At 57.1% G+C, this 18,958-nt stretch carries 19 protein-coding genes; 4 read left to right on the forward strand and 15 right to left on the reverse strand.

The features are described from left to right. Positions 1 to 159: 159 nt before the first annotated feature. Positions 160 to 651, forward strand: coding sequence for a transcription/translation regulatory transformer protein RfaH (rfaH, locus tag F0320_RS20635; RefSeq protein ID WP_033146887.1), 492 nt, complete (start codon positions 160 to 162; stop codon positions 649 to 651). Here rfaH and tatD read toward each other — a convergent pair. The 9 genes from tatD to udp form a co-directional block, all read right to left on the reverse strand. After that, positions 648 to 1,430, reverse strand: coding sequence for a 3'-5' ssDNA/RNA exonuclease TatD (tatD, locus tag F0320_RS20640; protein WP_126331101.1), 783 nt, complete (start codon positions 1,428 to 1,430; stop codon positions 648 to 650). The genes rfaH and tatD overlap by 4 nt on opposite strands. Positions 1,431 to 1,471: 41 nt before the next feature. Beyond that, complete coding sequence (tatC, locus tag F0320_RS20645; RefSeq protein ID WP_023309607.1) at positions 1,472 to 2,242, reverse strand: Sec-independent protein translocase subunit TatC; 771 nt, start codon at positions 2,240 to 2,242, stop codon at positions 1,472 to 1,474. A 2-nt stretch (positions 2,243 to 2,244) separates the two neighbouring features. Further along, entirely contained in the window at positions 2,245 to 2,787 is a 543-nt protein-coding gene (gene tatB / locus F0320_RS20650; protein WP_029741824.1) for a Sec-independent protein translocase protein TatB, read from the reverse strand. 3 nt (positions 2,788 to 2,790) lie between these two features. Continuing rightward, complete coding sequence (gene tatA / locus F0320_RS20655) at positions 2,791 to 3,045, reverse strand: Sec-independent protein translocase subunit TatA (RefSeq protein WP_024908000.1); 255 nt, start codon at positions 3,043 to 3,045, stop codon at positions 2,791 to 2,793. A 76-nt stretch (positions 3,046 to 3,121) separates the two neighbouring features. After that, positions 3,122 to 4,762, reverse strand: coding sequence for a ubiquinone biosynthesis regulatory protein kinase UbiB (gene ubiB, locus F0320_RS20660; RefSeq protein WP_126331099.1), 1,641 nt, complete (start codon positions 4,760 to 4,762; stop codon positions 3,122 to 3,124). Beyond that, positions 4,759 to 5,364 carry a ubiquinone biosynthesis protein UbiJ gene (gene ubiJ, locus F0320_RS20665; protein ID WP_126331097.1) on the reverse strand — a complete coding sequence of 202 codons (606 nt, stop codon included), beginning with the start codon at positions 5,362 to 5,364 and terminating at the stop codon, positions 4,759 to 4,761. Before ubiJ ends, ubiB begins: the two co-directional genes overlap by 4 nt. 13 nt (positions 5,365 to 5,377) lie before the next feature. Continuing rightward, positions 5,378 to 6,133 (reverse strand): bifunctional demethylmenaquinone methyltransferase/2-methoxy-6-polyprenyl-1,4-benzoquinol methylase UbiE, encoded by a 756-nt coding sequence (ubiE, locus tag F0320_RS20670; RefSeq protein ID WP_023309612.1) that lies wholly within the window; start codon positions 6,131 to 6,133, stop codon positions 5,378 to 5,380. 66 nt (positions 6,134 to 6,199) lie between these two features. Then, positions 6,200 to 7,657, reverse strand: coding sequence for a DNA recombination protein RmuC (gene rmuC / locus F0320_RS20675; RefSeq protein ID WP_126331095.1), 1,458 nt, complete (start codon positions 7,655 to 7,657; stop codon positions 6,200 to 6,202). A gap of 139 nt (positions 7,658 to 7,796) precedes the next feature. Continuing rightward, positions 7,797 to 8,558 carry a uridine phosphorylase gene (gene udp, locus F0320_RS20680; protein WP_003860792.1) on the reverse strand — a complete coding sequence of 254 codons (762 nt, stop codon included), beginning with the start codon at positions 8,556 to 8,558 and terminating at the stop codon, positions 7,797 to 7,799. 255 nt (positions 8,559 to 8,813) lie between these two features. Between udp and F0320_RS20685 the strand changes: the two genes are divergently transcribed. Continuing rightward, positions 8,814 to 9,620, forward strand: coding sequence for a dienelactone hydrolase family protein (locus F0320_RS20685; RefSeq protein WP_023333795.1), 807 nt, complete (start codon positions 8,814 to 8,816; stop codon positions 9,618 to 9,620). A 46-nt stretch (positions 9,621 to 9,666) separates the two neighbouring features. On the opposite strand, the gene metE is transcribed toward F0320_RS20685, so the two are convergent. Next, positions 9,667 to 11,928, reverse strand: a complete 2,262-nt coding sequence (metE, locus tag F0320_RS20690; protein WP_126331093.1) for a 5-methyltetrahydropteroyltriglutamate--homocysteine S-methyltransferase — start codon at positions 11,926 to 11,928, stop codon at positions 9,667 to 9,669. Between the two features lie 115 nt (positions 11,929 to 12,043). Here metE and metR point away from each other — a divergent pair, with 115 nt between their 5' ends. Beyond that, entirely contained in the window at positions 12,044 to 12,997 is a 954-nt protein-coding gene (gene metR, locus F0320_RS20695) for an HTH-type transcriptional regulator MetR (RefSeq protein ID WP_023309616.1), read from the forward strand. On the opposite strand, the gene F0320_RS20700 is transcribed toward metR, so the two are convergent. From F0320_RS20700 to pldB, 3 genes are all read right to left on the reverse strand, one after another. Then, entirely contained in the window at positions 12,885 to 13,784 is a 900-nt protein-coding gene (locus tag F0320_RS20700) for a carboxylate/amino acid/amine transporter (protein WP_126331091.1), read from the reverse strand. The two genes, metR and F0320_RS20700, sit on opposite strands and share 113 nt — an antisense overlap. A gap of 82 nt (positions 13,785 to 13,866) precedes the next feature. Beyond that, entirely contained in the window at positions 13,867 to 14,667 is an 801-nt protein-coding gene (gene yigL / locus F0320_RS20705) for a sugar/pyridoxal phosphate phosphatase YigL (RefSeq protein ID WP_047652228.1), read from the reverse strand. 31 nt (positions 14,668 to 14,698) lie between these two features. Further along, complete coding sequence (gene pldB, locus F0320_RS20710; protein WP_126331089.1) at positions 14,699 to 15,691, reverse strand: lysophospholipase L2; 993 nt, start codon at positions 15,689 to 15,691, stop codon at positions 14,699 to 14,701. A 110-nt stretch (positions 15,692 to 15,801) separates the two neighbouring features. Between pldB and rhtB the strand changes: the two genes are divergently transcribed. Continuing rightward, positions 15,802 to 16,422: a homoserine/homoserine lactone efflux protein gene (rhtB, locus tag F0320_RS20715; RefSeq protein WP_008501533.1), complete on the forward strand. Its 621-nt coding sequence runs from the start codon at positions 15,802 to 15,804 to the stop codon at positions 16,420 to 16,422. Here rhtB and rhtC read toward each other — a convergent pair. Together rhtC and recQ are read right to left on the reverse strand one after the other, a co-directional pair. After that, entirely contained in the window at positions 16,419 to 17,039 is a 621-nt protein-coding gene (rhtC, locus tag F0320_RS20720) for a threonine export protein RhtC (protein WP_010426287.1), read from the reverse strand. The two genes, rhtB and rhtC, sit on opposite strands and share 4 nt — an antisense overlap. A 61-nt stretch (positions 17,040 to 17,100) precedes the next feature. Further along, on the reverse strand, positions 17,101 to 18,930 hold the full coding sequence (gene recQ / locus F0320_RS20725) for an ATP-dependent DNA helicase RecQ (protein ID WP_126331087.1): 1,830 nt from the start codon (positions 18,928 to 18,930) through the stop codon (positions 17,101 to 17,103). Between the last annotated feature and the right edge of the window lie 28 nt (positions 18,931 to 18,958).

Below are 18,958 nucleotides of genomic sequence, written 5' to 3' on the forward strand. Positions count from 1 at the left end.
AAGCGCTTCATTATACGGCGTAAGCCTGCTTGATGCTGTAATTTTGTTAAATAAGCGTGAACTTATGCGTTCTGTTCCATTTTCCCCCATTATAATCAACTTAGCGATCCCGCCAGGGTTTTGATATGCTTGCGCCCCGAACTAAGGGAAAGAGTGATTATGCAGGCCTGGTATTTACTGTATTGCAAACGCGGGCAACTTCAGCGCGCGCAGGAACATCTTGAACGTCAGTCTGTAAATTGCCTGACACCCGTGATCACGCTTGAAAAAATGCAGCGCGGGAAGCGCACAACCGTCAGTGAGCCGTTGTTCCCGAACTACCTCTTCGTGGAGTTCGACCCGGAAGTCATCCACACCACCACCATCAGCGCAACGCGCGGCGTCAGCCACTTCGTTCGTTTTGGTGCCCACCCGGCAACGGTTCCGTCAACGGTCATTCATCAGCTGTCGATTTATCAACAGCCTGAAGGGATCACCGACCCCGAAACTCCTTACTCGGGCGATAGCGTCGTCATTACCGAAGGCGCTTTCGAAGGCCTGCAGGCGATTTTTGCCGAGCCGGACGGGGAAGCGCGCTCTATGCTGTTGCTCAATCTGCTGAACAAGCAGGTGCTGCAGAGCGTTAAAAACACCGACTTCCGCAAGCTTTAAACGTTTATCCCGAACAGATTACGCACGTTGTCATCCGTCTGCGCCGAAAGCCAGTGCGGATCCTCTCCGCGCCACTTCGCAACGCTCTCCACAATGTGCCCCAGATACGCGGGCTCATTGCGCCGCGATGCCGGTTTGGGTTTCATATCGCGCGGTAGCAGATAAGGCGCATCGGTTTCAAGAAGCAGCCGGTCAGCCGGGATTACCGGCAACAGCTCACGAAGTTCAAGCCCGCGGCGCCCATCGCACACCCAGCCGGTAATACCCAGATAAAGCCCTCGCGCCAGGCAATCCAGCGCTTCCTGCCGTGAACCGGTGAAGCAGTGCAGTACCGCGCCGGGCAGTTTCTCCAGCCACGGATCCAGAAGCGCCAGGAAACGCTCATGCGCGTCGCGGCAGTGCATAAACACGGGCATTCCAAGCTCTGCCGCCAGCGCAAGCTGGGCAGTAAACGCCTTTTCCTGCTCTTCAGGCGTGGAAAAGTTACGGTTGAAATCGAGACCGCATTCGCCGATCGCTACAACGTCTGGCGTCTTCGCCAGCCTGTACAGGGTGTCGCCACTTTCCGCGGTCCACTGGCTGCTGTCGTGAGGATGCACGCCAGCGGTAGACCAACAGCGATCGTAACGTTGCGCCAGCTGCTGCGCCTGCTCGCTCTCATGCAGGTTGGTGCCCGTCAGCAGCAGTCCTTTCACCCCGGCGGCAAACGCACGCGCAACCACCTCATCACGATCTTTCGCAAACTGCGAGCTGGTCAGGTTGAGTCCGATATCAAACATGCAAATCCCCATATAACAACCGCCCTGACGGGCGGCTGGTTTTACTCTTCAGTGGTCTTGTCGGACGTATCGTCTTCGTCATCCGCTCGACGTCCTTTACCCACGTAGAAACGCGAGAAGAAAACGCCGACCTCAAACAGACAGTACATCGGTATGGCCAGCAGCGTCTGCGAGAACACATCCGGCGGTGTCAGCAGCATGCCGACAACAAATGCGCCCACAAGGATATACGGACGCTTCTTACGCAGGTCATCCGGGGTCGTTACTCCTACCCAGCAGAGCAGCACAATGGCCACCGGCACTTCGAATGCCACGCCAAACGCCATAAACAGCGCCATCACAAAGCTGAGGTAGCTGGCGATATCCGTCGACACCTGCACCCCTTCCGGCGCGGTATGCGTCAGGAAGCCGAAGGCCAGCGGGAAGACAACGAAATAGGCAAACGCCATGCCGATATAGAACAGCAGCGAGCTGGACACCAGAAGCGGGATCACCAGCTTGCGTTCATGCTTATATAGCGCGGGCGCCACAAACGCCCACACCTGGTAAAGAATGACCGGCGCAGAGGCAATCAACGACACCCAGAAGGTCAGCTTGATGGGGGTAAAGAACGGAGAAGCAACGTCTGTTGCAATCATCGTTGCGCCCAGCGGCATCTGCTTGATCAGCGGCGCAGAGACCACCTGATAGATATCGTTGGCAAAATAGACCAGGCACAGGAATATGAGTAAAACCGCAATAATGCAGTTTAACAGGCGCTTACGCAGCTCAATGAGGTGCGTAATCAGCGGTTGAGTATCATCTACTGCCATGTTTACGCTTTATCACTCGACGAGGGGGATGATTCGGAAACGGACGCAACGGGCTTCACTTCCGCCGCTTTTGCCACCGGCTCTTCCGGCTGCGCCTGTTTTTTCAGTTCGGTTTCCTGCGGCGTCTGTTCCGGCGCGGCAGCCTGATGTTCAGCACTGGCAGGCGTAACGCCCTCGCGCTGCTCCTCGCTGCCCTTCACCACCGGGTTATGAATGGTGTTCGCTTCATCGCTCGCTTTTTCAGGATCGTTAACGCTGTAAGAGCGCTTCATGGATTCCGCCGCTTCGCGCAGCTCATCCATTGACGCTTTCAGTTCCGGCGTCAGGTTATCCATGCTCGCCTTCTCGACCTTTTTCAGGCTTTCCTGAAATTCCTGCAGCTTAAGCTCCTGCGCCAGTTCATTCTGAACGGTAGATGCCAGCGATCTCAGCGCACGAACCCAGCCCGCAACGGTTTTCACTGCCACCGGCAGACGCTGCGGCCCCAGCACAATCAGGCCAATCACAAAGACCAGCAGGAGCTCACTAAAACCAATGTCGAACACGACTTACACCTGCTCTTTATCGTGGCGTTTAGCGTCTTCCTTTTTGGCTTCTTCTTGCTTGTCGGCGATGGATTTAGCAGTAAAGTCAGCGTCCTGGCTGGTTTTATCCTGCTTGCTCTCATCATCGCTCATCGCTTTCTTGAAGCCTTTGATAGACGCGCCCAGATCGGAACCAATAGAACCGAGCTTTTTGGTGCCAAACAGCAGCACGACGATGACGGCAATGATCAACAATTGCCAGATACTGATACCACCCATACATGTTCCTCAGGGATAGATGATTAATGAGTCAGGTCGCATTATACGTGTGCGACCCGTCGATAGCGACGCACGCTCAGCGCGTTTTTCGCCAGCCGGCTAGCCAGACTACCACCCCGCCAGCCATCAGCCAGGCGGGCATCATCTGCCAGTCCGGACGGTTGATCAGCAGCAGCGTACCGCTCAGCAGCAGCGTTGCGCCAATCCCAAAGAGATAGCGTGACTGCCCCTGGCGAACACGGCTGGACTGAAGTTCGCGGGCGATTTTATCCATGCTGTGCTGAAGGTTCTTGCTCTGACGCAAACTGTCATAAACCAGTTCAGGAATTTCAGGCATTTTTTCTATCCAGAACGGGCCTTTCTCTTTCAGCGAGCGCACCAGCGCCGGAATGCCAACCTGATCCTTAATCCAGGATTCAAGGAAAGGTTTCGCGGTCTTCCACAAGTCTAACTGAGGATAGAGCTGTCGGCCTACACCCTCAACGTAAAGTAATGTTTTCTGAAGTAAAACTAGCTGCGGCTGAACTTCCATATTAAAGCGGCGAGCCGTGTTGAACAGGTTCAACAGCACGTGCCCAAAGGAAATTTCCGCCAGCGGTTTTTCAAAAATCGGTTCACAAACGGTCCGGATCGCGAACTCGAACTCTTCGACGTTGGTATCCGGCGGCACCCAGCCGGAATCGACGTGCAGCTCGGCCACCTTACGGTAGTCGCGGTTGAAGAACGCGATGAAGTTCTCAGCCAGATACCGTTTATCTTCCTTGTTCAGTGAACCCACAATTCCGCAGTCGATACCGATATACTTCGGATCCTCAGGATGCTCGTAGCTTACGAAGATATTGCCCGGATGCATGTCCGCATGGAAAAAGCTGTCGCGGAACACCTGTGTAAAGAAGACCTGTACGCCACGCTCGGCCAGGAGCTTCATGTTCGTTCCCTGTTTCTCCAGAGCGACCACATCCGAAACCGGAATACCGTAGATACGCTCCATCACCATCATGCTCTGGCTGCAGTAGTCAGAATAGACTTCAGGCACATAGAGCATCGGGCTGTTTTCAAAGTTGCGACGCAGCTGAATGGCATTCGCCGATTCGCGCAGCAGGTTTAGCTCATCAATCAGCGTTTTTTCATATTCCCGCACCACTTCAAGTGGACGAAGACGACGCCCGTCCGGCAGCAGGCGTGGCACCCAGCGCGCCAGACGATAAATCAGCTTCATGTCCGCTTTGATGACTGGCAGGATGTCCGGACGAATGACTTTAATAACGACTTCTTTGCCGTTTTCTTTCAAACGTGCGGTGTGCACCTGCGCAATAGAGGCCGATGCCAGTGGCTTAATGTCGAAATCGTCAAACCAGGTCTCGACGGGGACATTTCCCATCGCCTCTTCAATTTGCTTTTTCGCGCGCGCGCCGTCAAACGGTGCGACGCGATCCTGCAGCATCGCAAGCTCATCGGCAATCAGAGGCGGGAAGAGATCGCGGCGGGTAGACAGCATCTGCCCGAATTTAATCCATACCGGGCCGAGCTCCTGCAGCGCGAGGCGCAGACGCTCACCCAGCGGTTGACCTTTATGGCGATTGGGCATCCAGAAGAGCATCCGCCGCCAGATACGAAGCGGCAGCGTGATACGCATTTTGGGGATAAGCTCGTCGAGCCCGTAGCTCAAAAAGGTGCGAATAATAAAATAGAGGCGCCGAATTTCACCAGGCGTCATTTGCCCTCCAGTTTTTCCAGCCGTTTGGTTAACGCATCAACCGCACGTTCAATAGCAGCGGTTTCTTCCGCAAACCATGCAACTTCCAGTGGCCCGGGCGCCATTCGCCACTCCTCAGTCAGCACTTCCGTCGCATAGCGTTGCTGGCGCTGGAGGCTTTTACGCGCAAAGGAGGCGCCACCATGAAGGACTTTCCCGATGCCTTCGGCGGCAATGTCGCCGATAAAAGGCGCGAGCAGCTCTGCCGGATCGAACTCAGCCAGATCGGTGAGCGCAACGAAGTTCTGCACAACCTGAATGTCGCCTTCCACTTCCAGCTCACCGCTGCGGATAAGCGCCGTTAACTGCTGGCGATCGCGCAGTTTTGGCAGCGCGCTCATATGCGTGATGACCGAGCAGTCTGCTTCACCTTCCCACGCCCCCAGAACGTCAAGCTGGCGTTCGCTGAATACCAGCACAAGCGGCGTCGAGAACTCTTTTAAAACAATGCGTAATACCTTTCCGTTAAGCCGCTGACGTGCAGCTTTCAGCGCAGGGGCGCGATACAGAAAAGCGTTCAGTACATTCTCGATGCCTGCGGAGACTAAGGGTTTAAAGGGCACGGGACACCTCCACTCAGAATTTGTAACCGCGATGCAGCGCGACGACACCGGCCGTCAGGTTGAAATATTCAACGTTCTCAAATTCCGCGTCCTGCATCATGGCTTTTAATGTGTCCTGATCCGGGTGCATACGGATAGATTCCGCCAGATAGCGGTAGCTTTCAGCGTCGTTAGCCACCAGCTCACCAATTCGCGGCAGCACGTGGAAGGAATAGGCGTCGTAGGCTTTGCTCAGCGGCTCAATGATCGGTTTAGAGAACTCGAGCACCAGCAGACGTCCCCCCGGCTTCAGCACGCGGTACATGGAGCGCAGCGCTTTTTCTTTATCGGTCACGTTACGCAGACCAAAAGAGATCGTGATGCAGTCAAAGGTGTTATCCGGGAATGGCAGCGCTTCGGCGTTTGCCTGCACATATTCCACATTCCCCACCACGCCGATGTTACGCAGCTTTTCGCGTCCCATTTTCAGCATGGAGTCATTAATATCGGCGAGAACAACGCGACCGGTTTCGCCCACCAGACGGGAGAATTTCGCGGTTAAATCGCCCGTGCCGCCGGCTAAGTCCAGCACCGTTTGTCCACGACGTACGCCGCTACAGTCAATGGTGAAGCGCTTCCACAAGCGATGAATGCCGAACGACATCAGGTCATTCATCACATCGTACTTCGCCGCCACGGAATGAAATACGTGGGCCACCATGTCAGCTTTCTGCGCTTTGGCAACAGTCTGAAAGCCAAAGTGCGTTGTGTCTTGTGAATCGTCAGCCATCTCAGAGCCTGCTTATCAGTAAAATGTTCGTGAAGTGTAACAGATTGGGCGCGTTTGCCCTACGTTTCAACCACCGCGAAAGAAACGCGCTGGGGTCTCATCTGGTGATGAATCCATCGCTAACGTGTTGTCTTCACTGTTTGTATTTTGTTCGTCCGCGCCTTCTCGCAGGCGAAACTCGTCGTCCTGGGCGGTGGCCTGTTCGACCAATTCCGGATTAATCTCGCGTTTAACCTCAACCCCCAGGCTACGGAATGATTCGGCCTGTGCCAGCAGATTGCCGCGTCCGGAGGCGAGTTTTTTCATCGCCTGGCGGTAGTTTTCCTGCGCACGATCCAGGCTCTGCCCGACTGAAGACATATCATCCACGAAGAGGCGCATTTTGTCGTACAGCTTGCTGGCACGATCGGCAATCTGCTGCGCGTTGCGGCTCTGATGCTCATAGCGCCACAGGTTCGCAATGGTGCGTAACGCCACCAGCAGCGTGGTGGGGCTGACCAGCATAATGTTATTTTTGAGCGCTTCGGTGATAAGTTCAGGCTGTCTGTCGAGTGCCAGCAGGAACGCGGGTTCTACCGGGATGAACATCAGGACATAGTCCAGCGAGCGCAGACCCGGCAACTGCTGGTAGTCTTTTCTGCCGAGCAGGCGAATATGATTACGCACGGAGGCAATGTGCTCCTGCAGCGCAGACTCGCGGGTGTAGTCATCGTCCGCATTAAAGTAGCGTTCATACGCCACCAGCGTCATTTTGGCGTCAATCACCACATCTTTGCCCTGCGGCAGCCGCACGATCACATCCGGCTGCATGCGTGAGCGGGCGTCGTTTTCGATACTCACCTGCGTTTCGTATTCGTACCCTTCCCGCAGGCCAGAAGCTTCCAGGACGCGGGTCAGCACCACTTCTCCCCAGTTGCCCTGGGTTTTGTTATCCCCTTTAAGCGCGCGGGTCAGGTTGACCGCTTCCTGCGCCATCTGGGCATTGAGCTGCTGGAGATTGCGAATCTCATGCGCCAGGGTGTGACGCTCGCGGGCTTCCTGACCAAAGCTGTCCTGCACCTGACGGCGAAAACCGTCAAGCTGTTCGCGCAGGGGCGTCAGCAGGCTGTTCAGGCTCTGGCGGTTCTGTTCGTCAACGCGGCGGTTGCTGTGCTCAAAAATTCGGTTGGCGAGGTTCTCAAACTGTTCGCTGAGGCGCTGCTCGCTGTTGATCATCTGGCGGATTTTGTCTTCCGCATGCAGCTGGGTGGATTCAAGGCGGGTGGTCACTTCGCGGAGATCGGCTTCCAGTGACGTGTTGATATCACGCAGGTTGCGCAGCTCGTTATTAAGCAATTCACACTCGTCGCGCCAGTGTTCGCTCAGCGCAAGCTGCTGTTTTGTCGCGCTTAAATCGGCGACCATCTCTTCTCGCTCGGCCAGCTGGTCGGCCTTCTGCTGCGCATGCTGGTAGCTGGAAATCAGCCAGCCAATCCCTAAGCCCACCAGCGCAATCACCGCGTAAATCAGGATTGAGATATCCACAATGCCCCCTGCATCAACGTATTACCCGCACAAAATAGAATTGTGCTGTATAAACGTCCAGTTTGAAAGGGTTTTCCTGCGAGGCGCTACGCAAAAAATAAAGGCCGAACGCGTCGGCCTTTGATTTCGGAAGAGAGGATTAGATCAGGCGACGCGCTGCTTCCACCACGATTTTCACTGCATGACTTTCGGTCTGCTTCATGGTTTCGGCGTTCGGGATCTCCTGCTGGGTGCGGTTAACGATCACGCCCGCCACCATACCGGCACGCAGACCCTGGCTTGCACACATGGTCAGCAGCGTTGCGGATTCCATTTCGTAGTTCATCACGCCCATGGACTGCCACTCTTCCATTGAGCCTTTGAAACGGCTTACCACGCGGCCTGAGAAGGTGTCGTAACGCTCCTGGCCCGGGTAGAAGGTGTCGGAAGAGGCGGTGACGCCCACGTGGGTAGTTGCGCCTACGGATTTCGCGGCTTCAACCAGCGCGGTGGTGCATTCGAAATCAGCCACTGCCGGGAATTCCATCGGTGCAAAGTGCAGGCTTGCGCCGTCCAGACGAACGGACGCGGTCGTGACCAGCACGTCACCGACGTTGATGTGCGGCTGGATAGCGCCGGTGGTACCGATACGCAGGAAGGTACGGATGCCCAGCTGTGCCAGCTCTTCAACAGCAATAGACGTAGACGGACCACCGATACCGGTAGAACACACGATCACCGCTTTGCCATCCAGCTCTGCGCGCCAGGTGGTGAACTCACGATGGGCAGCCAGCTTGACCGGCTTATCCATCAGCGCGGCGATCTTTTCCACACGCTCAGGATCGCCAGGGACGATAGCGAGCGTAGCCCCTTGTAAATCGTTTTTGGTGAGGCCGAGATGAAAAACATCAGACTTAGACATAGGTGACTCCTCTGTGGGTCGGTTAGTCAGAAGAAGTAAAACGGTACTTTACAGAAGCAGTAAGCATATTTTCGTGACACACCTCACCATGAATGAAAATGATTACATTGAATTTCCATAAAAAAGTGATTTACATCACATTAACAAGTTATATCGCCAGGTGCTGCACAAAAGATAGACCGTTTAAGGCACTGTGAGTTGTTAACCTGGTGTCTATATTTACCTTTGCGCTAACTCATTGGTACGGAGAATGCCATGACTGAAAAAACCGGTTTTGCACCTGCTGCGGCCCCCCATGCTTCAACCATCGTGTCGACGCCAGAAGCGGCAATTACCGCGGGCGAGACCTCCATTCCCTCGCAGGGGGAGAATATGCCTGCATATCACGCACGGCCAAAATCGGCAGACGGTCCGCTGCCCATCGTGATTGTGATTCAGGAGATATTTGGTGTTCACGAACACATTCGCGACCTCTGCCGTCGGCTGGCGCTGGAAGGGTATCTGGCCGTTGCGCCAGAGCTCTACTTCCGTCAGGGCGATCCGAACGACTACAGCGATATTCCAACACTGCTCAGCAACCTGGTCAGCAAAGTCCCGGACGCGCAGGTGCTGGCCGATCTCGATCACGTCGCCAGCTGGGCGGCGCGCAACGGCGGCGATCCGCATCGTCTTCTGGTCACCGGTTTCTGCTGGGGCGGACGCATTAGCTGGCTGTATGCCGCGCATAACCCGCAGCTCAAAGCCGCTGTCGCCTGGTACGGCAAGCTGGTGGGTGAAAAAACGCTGAATTCACCGAAACATCCGGTCGATATCGCCACGGAGTTGAACGCCCCCGTGTTAGGGCTTTACGGCGGCCAGGACACCGGTATTTCGCTTGATTCGGTAGAGACCATGCGCCATGCGCTCCGCGCGGCAAATGCGAAGGCGGAGATTGTGGTGTATCCGGATGCCGGGCACGCGTTTAACGCCGATTATCGTCCGAGCTATCACGCAGAATCAGCCAAAGATGGCTGGCAGAGAATGCTGGCGTGGTTTAGCCAGTACGGCGGTAAGAAAGCGTAATAAAAAAAGCCCGGTGGCGGCTATGCCTTACCGGGCCAACAATTCATCACGCCTGGCGCAAATTCTGTGCCGCCTTCACCATGTTCGCCAGCGCCGCGCGCGTCTCCGGCCAGCCGCGGGTTTTCAGTCCGCAGTCCGGGTTCACCCACAGGCGCTCCGCCGGGATGCGCTGGGCCGCTTTTTTCAGCAGAGCTTCAATCCACTCCACGCTCGGCACGTTCGGGGAGTGAATGTCGTACACGCCCGGCCCGATTTCATTCGGGTAGTCGAACTCTTCAAACGACTCCAGCAGCTCCATGTCTGAACGCGAGGTCTCGATGGTAATCACGTCGGCGTCCAGCGCGGCAATCGAATCCATGATGTCGTTAAATTCGCAGTAGCACATGTGGGTGTGGATCTGGGTGTCGTCCTTCGCCACCGCGGCGTTGATGCGGAACGCCTCCACGCCCCACTGCAGGTAGGCATCCCAGTCGCTGCGGCGCAGCGGCAACCCTTCGCGCAGGGCGGGCTCGTCAATCTGGATAATACCAATGCCTGCCGCTTCCAGATCCGCCACCTCATCACGCAGCGCCAGGGCGATCTGTTTGGCGATGGTTTCACGGGTCACGTCTTCACGCGGGAACGACCAGCAGAGAATAGTCACCGGACCGGTCAGCATCCCTTTTACCGGCTTGTCGGTCAGGGACTGGGCATACTTCGCCCACTCAACCGTGATCGCTTCCGGACGGCTGACGTCACCGATGACCACCGGCGGCTTGACGCAGCGGGAGCCGTAGCTCTGCACCCAGCCGTTCTGGGTAAAGACAAAGCCGTCCAGGTGCTCACCGAAGTATTCCACCATGTCGTTACGCTCGGCTTCACCGTGCACCAGCACGTCCAGCCCCAGGCGTTCCTGCTCGATAATCGCCTGCTTGATGTGTTCCGCGATGCCGGTGCGGTAGTGATTCGCATCCAGATTGCCCTTTTTAAAGTCCAGGCGCAGGCCGCGGATTTCCGTAGTCTGCGGGAAAGAACCAATTGTGGTGGTCGGCCACGCAGGCAGATTAAAGCGGGCGCGCTGTGCTTCGGCGCGCACCTCGTACGGACTCTGGCGCTGGCTGTCCTGGGCGGTGATGGCCGCCAGGCGTTTCTCCACCGCCGGGTTGTGCACGCGCGCCGAGTGACGACGCGCCTGGATCGGGGCGCTCCATTCGGTAATCGCCGCCGTGTCGCCGCTGTTCAGCGCGTCGCGCAGCAGCGTCAGCTCTTCACATTTTTGCAGGGCGAAGGCAAACCAGCTTTTCACCTCAGCATCCAGACGGGTCTCTACGCTCAGATCGATCGGGCTGTGCAGCAGCGAACAGGACGAGGCCACCCACAGCTCGCGTTTGCCGACGATGTCTTTAATTTGCGCGTATTTCTCGGTGAGATCGGCGCGCCAGACGTTACGGCCGTTGATCAGCCCGGCGGAGAGCAGCCAGTCCGCTGGCAAACGCTTATGCAGTTCCGCGACATCGTCTTTACCGTGTACGAGGTCAACGTGCAGGCCCTGCACCGGCAGCGCGGTAATGGTCTTCAGGTTCGGCGTCACGCCTTCAAAATAGGTTGTCAGAAGGAGTTTTACCTGACCGGTGAGCGCGTCATACGCCGGTTTGAAGGCATCGAGCCAATCCTGCGGCAGCTCAAGCACCAGCGCCGGTTCGTCGATTTGCACCCACTGAATGCCGCGTTTGCCCAGCTCACTCAGCACCTGTTTGTAGACCGGCTGAATATCCTTCAGCAGGCTGAGTCGGTCAAACGGCTCGCCCTTTACTTTGCCCAGCCACAGGTACGTTACCGGCCCGAGCAGCACCGGCTTCACCTGGTGGCCCAGCGCCAGCGCTTCATCCACTTCGTCCAGAAGCTGCGTCCAGGTCAGCCTGAACTGCTGGCCTTTGACGAACTCCGGCACCATATAGTGATAGTTGGTGTTAAACCACTTGGTCATTTCCGCCGCTGCCGCTGGCTCCCCCGTTGGCGCGCGGCCACGGCCGATGCGGAACAGAGTATCGATATCTACCGATCCATCTTTGTTCTGATGACGAGCCGGCACGTTGCCAAGCAGCAGGCTGGTCGTCAGAACATGGTCGTACCAGGCGAAATCGCCCACCGGCAGCAGGTCAATACCCGCCTGTTTTTGCTGATCCCAGTGGCGGGCGCGCAGCTCGCGTCCTGCCGCCAGCAATTCTTCGCGGGTGGCATTACCCGCCCAGTAGCTTTCTTGCGCTTTTTTCAGCTCGCGACGCAGGCCGACGCGAGGGAAACCGAGAGTGTGATTGCGGATTGTCATGGTGTGCCCCTTGTGAAATTCGTTATTTAGACGTCCAGATGTTTACACATCTATAATTGGCAGGTACTGTATATTCCTCAAGCGCAATATGTTCATGGCGAAGTGAAGGACTTTCATGATCGAGATTAAACACCTGAAAACGCTACAAGCGTTGCGGAACTGCGGTTCGCTCGCGGCGGCTGCGGCCACGCTGCACCAGACCCAGTCTGCCCTTTCTCACCAGTTCAGCGATCTGGAACAACGCCTCGGCTTCCGTCTTTTTGTGCGTAAGAGCCAGCCGCTACGCTTTACGCCGCAGGGTGAAATTCTTCTTCAGCTGGCGAATCAGGTACTGCCGCAAATCGCCAGCGCGCTGCAGGCGTGTAACGAACCGCAGCAGACCAAACTGCGCATCGCCATTGAGTGCCACAGCTGTATTCAGTGGCTGACCCCCGCGCTTGAGAACTTCCGCCAGAAGTGGCCGCAGGTGGAGATGGACTTCAAATCCGGCGTGACCTTTGACCCGCAGCCGTCGCTGCAGCAGGGCGAGCTGGATCTGGTCATGACCTCTGACATCCTGCCGCGCAGCGGCCTGCACTATTCGCCGATGTTTGATTATGAAGTGCGCCTGGTGCTGGCGCCGGACCATCCGCTGGCGGCCAAAACGCGCATCACGCCGGAAGACCTGGCGACAGAGACGCTGCTGATTTATCCGGTGCAGCGCAGTCGTCTGGATATCTGGCGCCACTTCCTGCAGCCAGCAGGCATTAGCCCGCAGCTGAAAAGCGTGGATAACACCCTGCTGCTGATTCAGATGGTGGCGGCCAGAATGGGTATCGCGGCGCTGCCGCACTGGGTGGTGGAGAGTTTTGAACGCCAGGGTCTGGTGCAGACCAAAACCCTGGGTGAAGGACTGTGGAGCCGACTGTACGCCGCCGTGCGCGATGGCGAGCAGCGTCAGCCGATTACGGAGGCGTTTATTCGCTCAGCGCGGAACCACGCGTGCGACCATCTTCCGTTTGTGCGGAGCGCGGAGCGACCCATCGGCGATGGACCCACAGCGAAGCCAGGATCACCGCTCCCCCAATAATAAAGCTCGGCCAGTGCGGCTGTTGCTGCCAGATGGCGAGGTTGACCAGCAGCCCTGCCGGGACATGCACGTTGTTCATGATCCCCAGCGTACCGGCGTCTACCTGCGTAGCGCCGTAGTTCCACATGAAGTACCCCAGCCCTGACGCCACCACGCCCAGCCAGACCAGAACACCCCACTGCACGGTGGTGGTCGGCAGTTTTTGCGGGTTACCGAGCATAAACCACGCCGCCACCGCGACAATCGCGGCGCCCATATAGAACCAGGCGAACGCGTTATGCTGCGGCATCGGACGGGTTTCCATCAGGCGTTTGTAGCCCACCATGCCGATGGCAAAACTGATGTTGGCGAGCTGGACGAACATCAGCCCGGTCCAGAAGTGATCGCTGACTTTGTCATAGCGAATAATCGCCGCGCCGATCACCGCCAGCGCGGCGCTCAGCAGGTATCCCCAGCGCAGGCGGCGCCTGCTGAGCAGGTCGTAAATCAGCGTGATATAGAGCGGCGTCAGCACGGTAAAGAGCAGGAATTCGGAGACGGACAGGTAGACGTAAGCCCGGAAGCTGAACAGATACATGATGCCGAGCTGCATCGCCCCCACCAGCATGTACAGCACAATCGTTTTCAGCGATTGCCCGCGCGTGCACAGAAACGGCAGGAACACCAGCGCCGCCAGCCCCACGCGCATCAGCACCGAGAAGTAGCTGTCGACCGAACCGGCAAGGTATTCGCCAATCAGGCTAAAGGAGAAGGCCCACAGGATAGTGGTGATAATGAGTAGCGCCACAATGCTTGTCTCTCAGAAAGAAGGAGAGGCATTGTAGCGAACTCTTTAGTTGACAACTGAGCAATAAATAATCGAATGAAGATTATTCAAGGAACAGTTTGCGCAGATACTTCGGTACCGCGTTGTCAGCGTTAGAGCCAATCACTTCCAGCTCAGGGTGCAGATCCTTCAGACGCTGGTGCGCGTTCTGCATGATGCAGCCCTTGCCCGCCATCGAAAGCATCTCGGCGTCGTTCATGCCGTCACCGAAGGCGATACAGTCTTTCAGCCCGAAGCCCAGACGTTTCGCAACCGCTTCCAGCGCGTGACCTTTGGAGACGCCACCCGCCATTACTTCCAGACAGGTCAGGGTTGAGAAGCTCACGTTAACGCGATCGCCCCAGCGGGCGTTGATCGCCTGTTCCAGCGGGAGCAGCTCTTCGTGACTGTCGCAGGTGAAGAACACCTTGCTGATCCCTTCCGGCTCCAGCAGGCCAGGTTCGTAAAGGGAGTAGTTGAATACCGCTTCCTTGAAGAAACGCATTTCATCCGGGCGGTGGCGGTTCATAAACCAGTCGTCGTCGCGGTAAACATTAGTGACGATAGCCGGGTTGCTATGCACCACGCCGAACAGATCGGCGGCAATATCGCGATCCAGGTTATGGGTAAAGATCAGGTTGCCGTCGGTATCATGCACGCGCGCACCGTTGGAGGTGATCATGTACGATTTGATCTCAAGATTATCGCGGATCTGCCCCACGTCCACGTGGTGGCGGCCGGTGGCGAACACAAAGTTCACGCCACGGGCAGTCAGGAGTTTTAAGGTCTCTTTCGCGTAAGGCGACAGGGTGTGGTCGGGGGAAAGCAGCGTGCCATCTAAATCAGATGCAACAACCTGGTACATAGGGATTTCAACCTCTGGTGGAAAACAAGAATCAATTATGCCTGTTGAAAAATTCAACAATGGCGTTAAGCGCGACTGAGCGCATAGCGTCCTTTTCAAAAAGGATCTCATGGAACGCGCCGTTAATGACCAGCGGTTTACCCCCTTCACAAGGGTGACCGGCGGCAGCGCGCAGTTCACAATAGCGGTCATGCATGCGGTTATCGACCACACGCTCTTCTTCCGCCTGGATCAGAAGCGTCGGCGTGTCATCATCGCCTACGCCCGCCAGCACCTGCTCACCGGCCAGAATACCCTCCCGCACCCAGTGCCAGGTCGGGCCGCCGACGCGCAAGCGCGGTTCATCGGCATAAAAGCGCAGGTTGCGGCGATAACGCTGCCGGCTGTGGGTTAAGACGTTGATGGCGAACGGCAGCGCGCGCCAGCGTCCTGTGCCAATGGCGTAACCTTCACGAATGCGCTGATGGCCCTCAGCCCAGTCAAGAAGATGGCGCACCATCCAGTCAGGAAAACGAATGACGATACCGTACATCGGCGCGGTGAGCGCAATGGCGTCGCACTGGTGCGCATAACGCTGCAAAAACAGCGTCGATATTGCGCCGCCCATGGAGTGCGCAAGAATATACCGCTTGCGCCAGGGGCCGGGCTGAACGTCCTGCTGCCAGAACGCGGCAAAATCGTCGACGTAATCGCTGAAGCGATCGACGTGCCCGCGGTGCGTGTCCGGCAGCATACGTCCGGACAGCCCCTGTCCACGATGGTCGATGATCAGGGCATCGAACCCCATATGGACCAGGTCATAGGCCAGCTCGGCGTATTTAACGTAGCTTTCAATACGCCCGGGGCAGACCACAATCACCCGGTCATTTTTTTCATTTCGGAAACGAACGAAACGCACCGGGACGCCCCCGACGCCCGTAAACTCATCTTCCTCACGCTGCCGCCAGAAATCGGTCAGCGGCCCCATAGAGAAAGCAGCAAAAGCGTTTTCTCGTGTTTCCCAGTCCTTTTTCTGCTGAAACATTGGGTTTCCACTCACGTAATCCAGGGAATATCGTTTTTTTCGTCACCGGTCACAAAATGACTCAATAATAGCGTATTGTGGCATAAAAATAGACGGTTCGGGAGTTTCAAATGACCTTCGAATGGTGGTTCGCCTACCTGCTGACATCCATTATCCTCAGCCTTTCTCCGGGTTCGGGTGCTATTAACACCATGACCACCTCCATCAACCACGGCTACCGCGGCGCGGCGGCGTCGATTGCCGGTTTGCAGACCGGGCTGGGCATTCATATTGTGCTGGTCGGGATCGGTCTGGGAACCCTGTTCTCCCGCTCCGTGCTGGCCTTTGAGGTGCTGAAATGGGCCGGGGCGGCGTATCTCATTTGGCTCGGCATTCAGCAATGGCGCGCGGCAGGCTCCATCAACCTGAATACGCTGGCTCAGACGCAAAACCGCGGCCATCTGTTTAAGCGCGCGGTGTTCGTCAACCTGACCAACCCGAAGAGCATCGTTTTCCTCGCCGCGCTGTTCCCGCAGTTTATCGTTCCGCATCAGCCCCAGGTGATGCAGTACGTGGTGCTGGGCGCGACCACCATTATCGTCGATATCATCGTGATGATTGGTTACGCGACGCTGGCGCAGCGAATTGCGGCGTGGATTAAAGGGCCTAAGCAGATGAAGGCCCTGAATAAAGTCTTTGGCTCGCTGTTTATGCTGGTTGGCGCGCTGCTTGCGTCAGCGCGTCATGCTTAGCGAGAAATGATGAGATGAATGCCGAAGCCGGCGAACAGCGCGCCGGCGAAGCCGTCAATCCACTTCGCGATACGCTGATAGCCGCGACGCATCGCCGGTAAGGCAAACAGGCTGGCCACGATAGTAAACCAGGCAAAGGTTTCAACGACGATCAGCAGGAAGATGCCCCAGCGCGCGCCCGCGCCGACGCTATCGCCGACAAACAGCGAGAACACCGAGCCGAAATAGATAATGGCTTTCGGGTTCGCCAGATTGGTCAGCAGCCCTTTTACAAAGCTGCGGCCGCCCGTAGCCAGCTCCACCTTTGGCTCTTCCGGTTTTTTCTCTTCTTTCTTCAGCGCCCCGCGCAGCATCTGGTAGCCCATCCAGCACAGATACAGACCGCCGCCGACCATAATGATGTTATGCAGCCAGGCCATCTTCGCCAGGATAAGGTTCAGACCGAGCAGCGCAACGGCCGCCCAGACCATAACGCCCATGGTGATACCGAGCACGCCCATCATCGCCTCTTTACGGGAGCGGCTGACGGCCGTTTGTGATACGAAGAAAAAGTCCGGGCCGGGGCTCATCAGCGCAACGATGTGCACTAACGCCACGGTGAGAAATAGCATTAACATAATTAGCTCGCGAGGAAATAATTCAGTGAGTCATCATCCTGGCACTTTTTCGCCCGGCTGACTACTCCTCATCATCACCATCGGCGTGAGAGCGGATGAGCGCCATAAACTCTTTACCGAAGCGCTCCAGCTTGCGCGTTCCCACGCCGTTGACGCTGAGCATTTCGCTGGCGCTGAGCGGCATCTGTTCGGCCATCTCGATCAGCGTCGCGTCGTTGAACACCACGTAAGGCGGGATATTTTCTTCGTCGGCGATGGCTTTACGCAGCTTGCGCAGTTTGGCGAACAGCTTGCGGTCGTAGTTGCCGCCGTAGGATTTCTGCATCACGCGTGGCTTCAGGGCGATGACGCGCGGCACGGCGAGCTTAAGCTCAACGTCACCGCGGAGGACCGGACGCGCCGCCTCGGTCAGCTGCAGGGCGGAGTGATGGGCAATGTTCTGCGTGGCGAAGCCGAGGTGGATCAGCTGGCGAATGATGCTCACCCAGTGCTCGTGGCTCTGCTCCTTGCCAATACCGTAGACCGGCAGCTTGTCGTGACCCATATCGCGAATACGCTGGTTGTTGGCGCCGCGCAGCACCTCCACCACGTAGCCCATCCCGAAGCGTTGATTCACACGGTAAATGGTCGAGAGCGCCTTACGCGCGTCCATCAGGCCATCGTACTGCTTTGGCGGATCGAGGCAGATATCGCAGTTGCCGCACGGCTCCTGGCGCCCTTCACCAAAGTAGTTGAGCAACACCAGACGACGGCAGGTTTGCGCTTCGGCAAACGCGCCCATCGCGTTGAGCTTGTGGCGCTCGATATCCTGCAGCTGTCCCTGCGGCTTCTCTTCCAGACAGCGGCGCAGCCACGCCATATCGGCCGGATCGTAAAACAGCATCGCTTCCGCAGGCAGCCCGTCACGCCCGGCGCGGCCGGTTTCCTGATAGTAGGATTCGATATTGCGCGGGATGTCGAAGTGCACCACAAAGCGCACGTTGGGCTTGTTGATCCCCATTCCGAACGCCACTGTCGCGACGACGATTTGCAGGTCATCGCGCTGGAATTTTTCCTGCACGTCGGCGCGGATGTGGTTCTCTAATCCGGCGTGATAGGCGGCGGCGCTAAAGCCACGGTTTTGCAGGCGCGCGGCGGTGTCTTCCACCTTCGCACGGCTGTTACAGTAGATGATGCCGGACTTGCCGCGCTGCTCCTGGACGTAGCGCAGGAGCTGATCCAGCGGCTTGAACTTTTCCATCAGCATATAGCGGATGTTGGGGCGGTCAAAGCTGCTGACCTGAATATAGGGGTCGTTCAGCCCGAGCAGACGAACGATATCCAGCCGCGTGGTGTCATCCGCCGTGGCGGTAAGCGCCATAAACGGCAGCTCGGGGAAGCGCTGACGCAGCTGGCCGAGGGCAGCGTATTCCGGGCGGAAATCGTGTCCCCATTGCGAAATACAGTGCGCTTCGTCCACCGCCAGCAGGACCGGGTTCCAGTGCGCCAGGTGATCGAGGAAGTTATCCAGCATCAGGCGTTCCGGGGCGATATACAGCAGGCGGATCTGTCCGGTACGACAACCGGCCATCACCTCTTGCTGCTGCTCCCGGGTTTGGGTCGAGTTGAGACAGGCCGCCGCCACGCCGTTGGCAAGCAGCTGGTCAACCTGGTCTTTCATCAGAGAAATGAGGGGGGATACCACGACCGTCAGGCCGTTAAGCACCAGCGCAGGCACCTGATAACAGAGGGACTTGCCGCCACCGGTCGGCATTACCACCAGGCAATCACGACCTTCCAGCACCGTTTCAATGATGGTTTCCTGGCCAGGGCGGAACTGCTGGTAGCCAAAGGTTTCATGCAAAACCTGTTTAGCCAGCGACTCCTGATTCAATACTTCCGCCTGCGCCACGTTAACCCCATATGCCAGAAATGAAACA

Source organism: Enterobacter dykesii (assembly GCF_008364625.2).
In the GTDB taxonomy this organism is placed as follows: Bacteria; Pseudomonadota; Gammaproteobacteria; order Enterobacterales; family Enterobacteriaceae; genus Enterobacter; species Enterobacter dykesii.